6 protein-coding genes are annotated in these 6,332 nt (G+C 65.7%); 2 read left to right on the forward strand and 4 right to left on the reverse strand.

The window, feature by feature from the left end; translation table 11 throughout:
- Positions 1–51: 51 nt before the first annotated feature.
- Positions 52–387 carry an ElaB/YgaM/YqjD family protein gene (locus ACFSM0_RS09990; protein WP_377389895.1) on the forward strand — a complete coding sequence of 112 codons (336 nt, stop codon included), beginning with the start codon at positions 52–54 and terminating at the stop codon, positions 385–387.
- Between the two features lie 4 nt (positions 388–391).
- On the forward strand, positions 392–808 hold the full coding sequence (locus ACFSM0_RS09995) for a hypothetical protein (protein ID WP_377389897.1): 417 nt from the start codon (positions 392–394) through the stop codon (positions 806–808).
- A 3-nt stretch (positions 809–811) separates the two neighbouring features.
- Here ACFSM0_RS09995 and ACFSM0_RS10000 read toward each other — a convergent pair whose 3' ends face one another.
- The 4 genes from ACFSM0_RS10000 to ACFSM0_RS10015 form a co-directional block, all read right to left on the reverse strand.
- Positions 812–2,821 (reverse strand): M3 family metallopeptidase, encoded by a 2,010-nt coding sequence (locus tag ACFSM0_RS10000; protein ID WP_377389899.1) that lies wholly within the window; start codon positions 2,819–2,821, stop codon positions 812–814.
- A gap of 94 nt (positions 2,822–2,915) precedes the next feature.
- Positions 2,916–5,102: a 3-hydroxyacyl-CoA dehydrogenase NAD-binding domain-containing protein gene (locus tag ACFSM0_RS10005; protein WP_377389901.1), complete on the reverse strand. Its 2,187-nt coding sequence runs from the start codon at positions 5,100–5,102 to the stop codon at positions 2,916–2,918.
- Positions 5,099–5,596, reverse strand: coding sequence for a cupin domain-containing protein (locus ACFSM0_RS10010; RefSeq protein WP_377389903.1), 498 nt, complete (start codon positions 5,594–5,596; stop codon positions 5,099–5,101). The genes ACFSM0_RS10005 and ACFSM0_RS10010 overlap by 4 nt, the downstream gene beginning before the upstream one ends.
- A 40-nt stretch (positions 5,597–5,636) precedes the next feature.
- Complete coding sequence (locus tag ACFSM0_RS10015) at positions 5,637–6,065, reverse strand: hypothetical protein (RefSeq protein WP_377389905.1); 429 nt, start codon at positions 6,063–6,065, stop codon at positions 5,637–5,639.
- Positions 6,066–6,332 lie beyond the last annotated feature (267 nt).

The raw sequence follows: 6,332 nt of genomic DNA on the forward strand, positions 1-6,332 counted from the left end.
GGCCCGGTCGCGTTCTTCCCGCGAAACGCAACCAAACGACAGGAGGTTCTCATGGCCAGTGCCAACCCGATCCCGCAAAGCAACGGCAAGCTTCCCCCCGAGGTGGCGAAGATGGAGCAGCAAATCGAGAAGCTGAGCGCCGAGCTGGCGGAGCTGACCCGCACCGCGGGCGATTACGGCGCGAGCCGGATGGAGCAGCTTTCCGCTCAGGCAAAAGAGTTGCGCGCCGAGATTGCCGCGCGGTCGAGCGCGGCGGCAGACGTGGCGCGCGAGCGCTTCCACGAGGCCGAAGGCGCGGTCGAGGATCGCGTGCGTGCCAATCCGATGGCCGCGCTCGGCATTGCCGCGGGCGTGGGCTTTCTCGCCGCGCTCCTGGTCAAGCGCTGATCCGATGGGCGATCTGGTGCAGATCGCGCTCGGGCTGATCGGGGGGATCGCCCCCCCGGTCGGCCCCCCGCGCGGCAAGATCCTTGCGCTGGCGCTGATCGGCGCTTTTGCCACCACGGCCTATGTCGCGGCGGCTTTTGCGCTGTGGTTCGCGCTTGCGCCCGTGATCGGCCCGGCACTTGCGGCGCTCGCTCTGGCCACGCTCGCGCTGGTGCTGGCGCTGATCGCATGGGGCGTGCTCGCGCTGATCGAGGCGCGCGCCAAAGCCCGGGCCGAGGCCGCGCGCGCCGCCGCGATGAACAGCGCCTTGGCCGAGGCGGCGGGCGTTCTGCCCAAGCTCATGGCCGATCACCCGCTCGCCACCGTTGCCGTTGCCGCGGGGCTCGCCTTTGCGCTTACCCCGTCACGGCCAGAGGCTTAAAGCTTAAAGCAGCCCCCGCCCCTTCAGCAGCGCCTCGACGCCCGGCATCTTGCCGCGAAAGTCCATCCATGCCGCGTCGGCGGGCACCGATCCGCCGACCGAGAGAATGCAGCGCTCGAGCCGCCTTGCCGTTTCCGGGTCAAACGCATCCCCCGTTTCTTCAAACGCGGCAAAGGCGTCGGCATCCATCACCTCCGACCACATGTAGCTGTAATAGCCCGCCGAATAACCGTCGCCGGAGAACACATGGCCGAAATGGGGGGTGGCGTGGCGCATGCGAATGGCTTTCGGCAGGCCGATGTCTGCCAGCACCTGAGCCTGCATCGCCATCGGGTCTTTGGGCGCGGCGCCCTCGTGGAAGGCCAGATCGACAAGCGCCGAGGCGACGAATTCGACCGTGGCGAACCCCTGATCATAGGTGCCTGCCGCCAAGAGCTTGTCGCGCAGATCCTTGGGCATCGGCGCGCCGGTCTTCCAGTGCGTCGCGTGGCGGTCGAGCACCTCGGGCACATCGAGCCAATGCTCATAAAGCTGGCTCGGCAGTTCCACAAAGTCGCGCGCAACCGAGGTGCCCGAGACGAATTGATAGGTCACATCCGAGAGCATCTGGTGCAATGCATGGCCAAATTCATGAAACAGCGTGCGCGCATCGTCATGGCTGAGCAGGCAGGGCTCGCCCTTCGAAAAGTTGCACACATTGACGACAATCGGCCGCGTCTCGCCGCCAAGCTTTGATTGCGAGCGCATCGCCGAGCACCAGGCGCCCGAACGCTTCGAGCCACGCGCGAAGTAATCGCCCAGGAACACGGCGATATGCTTGCCTTCCCGCGTCACCTCCCAGCCGCGCACGTCGGGGTGATAAAACGGCCCCTCAAGCGGGCGAAATTCGAGCCCGAAGAGGCGGTTGGCCGTGTCAAACACCGCGCCGAGCATGGCCTCGAGCGAGAGATAGGGTTTCAGCGCCGCCTCGTCGAAATCATGTTCCAGCGTGCGGCGTTTTTCCGAGTAATAGCGCCAGTCCCACGCTTCCAGATCGCCGTTGATGCCCTCTGCATGCATCATCCGGGTGAGCTTTGCCGCATCCGCCTCGGCGGCGGCTTTCGCGGGCTCCCAGACCCGCATCAGGAGGTCGCGCACCTGCGCGGGCTCCTTTGCCATTTCGGGTTCGAGCTTGTAGGCGGCAAAGCTCGCATAGCCCAAAAGCTTCGCGCGCTCTTCGCGCAGGCTCAAGATCTCGGCGGCAATGGCGCGGTTGTCGGTCTCGCCGCCATTCGCGCCGCGCGCGACCCAAGCCTCATAGGCGATCTCGCGCAGCTCGCGCCGGGGCGAGAATTGCAAAAACGGAACGATGAGCGAGCGGTTCAGCGTCAGCACCGGGCCCTCGGCGCCGCGCTCCTCCCCCGCGCCGCGCGCCGCCTCGATGACAAATTCGGGCAGGCCCTCAAGCTCTTGCTCTGTCAGCGGGCGCGACCAGTCGCGCTCATCGGCGAGCAGGTTTTGCGAGAATTGGGTGCAAAGCACCGCAAGACGCTCCTTGATCGCGGTCATCCGCTCGGCAGCCGCCCCTTCGAGCGCAGCCCCGGAGCGGATGAACATCTTGTAGTAAAGCTCCAGCACCCGGGCTTGTTCGGGCGTAAGCCCCAGCGTGTCGCGCGCCGCCCAGAGCGTTTCGATACGCGCAAAGAGCGGGCGGTTCATCGTCACTTCCGAGGCGAAGGCGGCCATTTTCGGCGCCAGATCGCGCATCAACGCCTCGCGCGCGGGCGTGCTGTCGGCGCCCGAGAGGTTGTAGAACACGCCCGCCACCCGGTCGAGCGTGGCCTCGGCCAACTCCATCGCCTCGATCGTATTGGCAAAGCTTGCCGGCGCGGGGTTGGCGGCAATCGCGGCGATATTGGCGCGCGCCTCGGCAAGGGCCGCGTCAAACGCCGGGGCAAAATCCTCGTCACGGATCGCGGCAAAATCGGGAAGCGCAAAGGGGCCTTTGCCCGGCACAAGCAGCGGATTCGTCATGGAGATCTCCTTTGCCCCAAAGCTAGGCTGCTTGCGGGCAAAGGAAAAGGGGCGGAGCCGCAGCCCCGCCCCCGCAACAGTCACTTCCGCGCTCTCAGGCCGCTTTTGCCGCCGCGCCGGAGCCAAAGCGGGCATAGAAGCCGTCGCCCTTGGCGGCGATGTCGCGCAGAAGCGCCGGGGCTTCGAAGCGCGCGCCGTATTTTGCCGCCAGCGCCTCGCAGATCTCCACCGCGCGCGGCGCGCCGATGATGTCGAGCCAGGCAAAGGGCCCCCCCGACCAGGGCGCAAAGCCCCAGCCCAGGATCGCGCCCACATCGCCCTCGCGAATGTCGGTGAGCACGCCCTGCTCGAACGCCCGCACCGCTTCGAGCACCTGCGCCATCAACAGCCGGTGCTGCACCTCATGGAGGTCGGGCTGGGCCTCAGCATGGGGGTATTTCTCGGCCAGCCCTTCCCAGAGCCCGCCGCGCTTGCCCGCGGTATAGGTGTAAAAGCCCGCATCGGCCTTTTTGCCCAAGCGCCCTTCGTCGGCCATCCAGAACACCACCTCATCGACCGCGCCATCGGGATAGGCATCGCCCATCGCGGCCCGGGTCGCCTTGGCGATCTTCACGCCCAGATCAATCGAGGTCTCGTCCACCAGTTGCAGCGGCCCGAGCGGCATGCCGACAAGCTTCGCCGCATTCTCGATCAGCACCGGGCTCACCCCCTCGGCCACCATGCGGATGCCCTCGTTGATATAGGGGATGATGCAGCGGTTGGCGTAGAAGAAGCGCGCATCGTTGACGACGATCGGTGTTTTGCGGATCGCGCGGACGAAATCGAGCGCCTTCGCCACGGCAACATCACCGGTTTGCGCGCCCTTGATGATCTCGACCAAAAGCATCTTGTCGACCGGCGAGAAGAAGTGGATGCCGATGAACTGCTCGGGGCGTTTGGAGGCCTTGGCGAGGCTTGAGATTGGCAGGGTCGAGGTGTTGGTGGCAAAGATCGCGGTTTGCGGGATCACCGCCTCCGCCTTCGCCGTCACCTCGGCCTTGACGCCCGGATCTTCGAACACCGCCTCCACGATCAGATCGCAGTCCGCGAGCGCGGCGTAATCGGTGGTGGCGGTGATGCGGGCGAGCACCTCGGCCTTTTTCTCCTCCGTCACCTTGCGCCGCGAGATCCCCTTGTCGAGGATGCCGGTCGAATAGCTCTTGCCGCGCTCTGCCGCCTCTTGCGTCGAGTCGATCAGCACCACCTCGATGCCCGCATTGGCGGAGACATAGGCGATCCCCGCCCCCATCATGCCCGCACCAAGGATGCCCACCTTCTTGACCGACTGATCCTCGACCTTCGGGCGGTTCGCGCCCTTCTCAAGCGCCTCCTTGTTGATGAAAAGCGAGCGGATCATCGCCGAGGAAGACGGGTTCAACAGCAGGTTGGTGAACCAGCGCGCCTCGATTTTCAGCGCCGCATCGAAGGGCACGAGCGCGCCTTCGTAAACCGCCGAGAGCAGCGCCTTGGCCGCCGGGTAAACCCCCATCGTCTTGCCATGCACCATCGCCGAAGCGCCAAGGAAGGTCATGAACCCCGCCGGATGATAGGGCGCGCCGCCGGGCATCTTGTAGCCCTTGGCATCCCAGGGTTTCACGAGATCGGCATCTTTCGCGCTCAGCACCCACGCCCGCGCGGCGGCCATCGGATCGTCGCTCACCTCGTCGATGAGCCCCGCCGCCTTCGCCGCCTTCGGATCGGAGAGCTTGCCTTCCAAGAGGAACGGCGCCGCCATCATCGCGCCGAGCTTGCGCACAAGCCGCGTGGTGCCGCCACCGCCCGGGAAGATGCCAACCATGATCTCGGGCAGGCCGATCTTCGCCTTCGGGTTGTTCGCGGCAAAGATCCGGTGCGTCGAGAGCGGCAGCTCGAGCCCGATGCCGAGTGCCGTGCCCGGCAGCACACAGGCGATCGGTTTGCCGCCTTTGAGCGTTTTCGGGTCCATGCCGGCGCGCTCGATCTTGCGCAGCACGCGGTGCATCTGCATCACGCCCTCAAAGATCGCCTGCGCGCCCCCCGCGCGCATCTTGGCAATGACGTTGAGATCCATGCCGCCGGCAAAATCCTTCTTGCCGGAGGTGATGATCACGCCTTTGCAAGCCTCATCGGCGAGCGCCTGATCGATGAAGCCGTCGAGCAGGGCAAACCCCTCCATGCTCATCACATTCATCGACTTCGCGGCGACATCCCAGGTGATCACGGCCACACCGTCATCGCCAAGCGCATAGGTGAAATCGGTCATTTGCTCTCTCCCTTCGGCGCGATCTCCCTGGGCCCTGCCCAATCGCTGCCGTCCTGATAGGTGAAACGGGCCTTGCCGCCCGCGATATGAATTTGCATGTCGACGTCGGAATAAGTGACCACCTCGACCTCTGCCCTGGAGCCGACAACCAGGAAGCGCGCGGGCGCCTCGGAACGGTTGACGAAGCAATGCCCGTTCGCCACCCCCGCCTTCCAGGCTGCGCAATCGCCTGGGCGCATCGCCTCCGCGCCCGCGTCCTCGACGAGAACCAGCTCCCCCTCCAGCACCAGCGCGAATTCATCCTCGTTCAGATGCCAGTGCCGGAGCGAGGCCACGGCACCGGGCTCCAGCGTGACGATATTGACGCCGAACTGCGTCAGCCCGGCCAGATCACCGAGCCGCTGCGAAGACCGTCCCGCCATCATCTGGGCATAGGGCGCGGGGTAGATCGAGCCGGTTTTCACCGGTGCCCGCGCGAGATCGAGTTTCGGCATCAGCACCCCCCCGCCCGACGGGCCGGACGGCGCAGCGCTGTCAGGCGTATCCCGGCATCAGCTTGTGCGGCATCAGCGGCCAGCGCGTATCCTCGCTCCGGAACCCTAAGGCCGAGGTCTTCCAGCCGAGCCGATGCGTCTCCAGCGTGATCTCTGCGGTATAGCTCAGCACCACTTCCGCACTCTCGCGCAGCCAGCACGAGGCAAAGCGCCCGAAGAGACAGCGGTTCGTCACCCCGGTGACGGAAACCGCACGCCGTTCGATCCGCTCGACGCCCATCGCGCAAGCCTCGTTGAAATAGCAGTCGAACCCCTCCTCGAGGCTCAACTCTCCCTCGACCCAAAGAGTCGCGCGGCGGGTTCTCACTTCGAGCGGCAAGACCGTGCAGGCCATGTACCGCTCGAAATCGCCCGCCAGGAACGCATCTCCCAGTTCTGACAGATGGCTCTGCAGAATCCTCAAAGTCACGGCTTGCCCTCGATCGCGGATGGAAGGAGGCGGCCGGGTGGACGACCCGCCCCCGGATCAGTTGGTCAAGCCGATGGTTGATGCCTTGTAAAGGCAAGTCAACCCCGGGATGTATTTGGTGGCGAAGATTCGCACAGAGGTGAGGGCGCGGGGGGCGCGTCGCCCGGATTTTGCGCGACCGGGCGCACATCAGAGCCGCTCGATGATCGTGGCCGCGCCCATGCCGGAGGCAATGCAGAGCGTGGCGAGCCCGGTCGAGAGATCGCG

This window comes from Rhodobacter lacus (assembly GCF_042683065.1).
GTDB classification, from domain to species: Bacteria; Pseudomonadota; Alphaproteobacteria; order Rhodobacterales; family Rhodobacteraceae; genus Rhodobacter; species Rhodobacter lacus.

Coding starts and splice junctions, on each gene's coding strand:
- ACFSM0_RS09990 (WP_377389895.1), top strand. CDS start 52: ATGGCCAGTGCCAACCCGATCCCGCAAAGCAACGGCAAGCTTCCCCCC.
- ACFSM0_RS09995 (WP_377389897.1), top strand. CDS start 392: ATGGGCGATCTGGTGCAGATCGCGCTCGGGCTGATCGGGGGGATCGCC.
- ACFSM0_RS10000 (WP_377389899.1), bottom strand. CDS start 2,821: ATGACGAATCCGCTGCTTGTGCCGGGCAAAGGCCCCTTTGCGCTTCCC.
- ACFSM0_RS10005 (WP_377389901.1), bottom strand. CDS start 5,102: ATGACCGATTTCACCTATGCGCTTGGCGATGACGGTGTGGCCGTGATC.
- ACFSM0_RS10010 (WP_377389903.1), bottom strand. CDS start 5,596: ATGCCGAAACTCGATCTCGCGCGGGCACCGGTGAAAACCGGCTCGATC.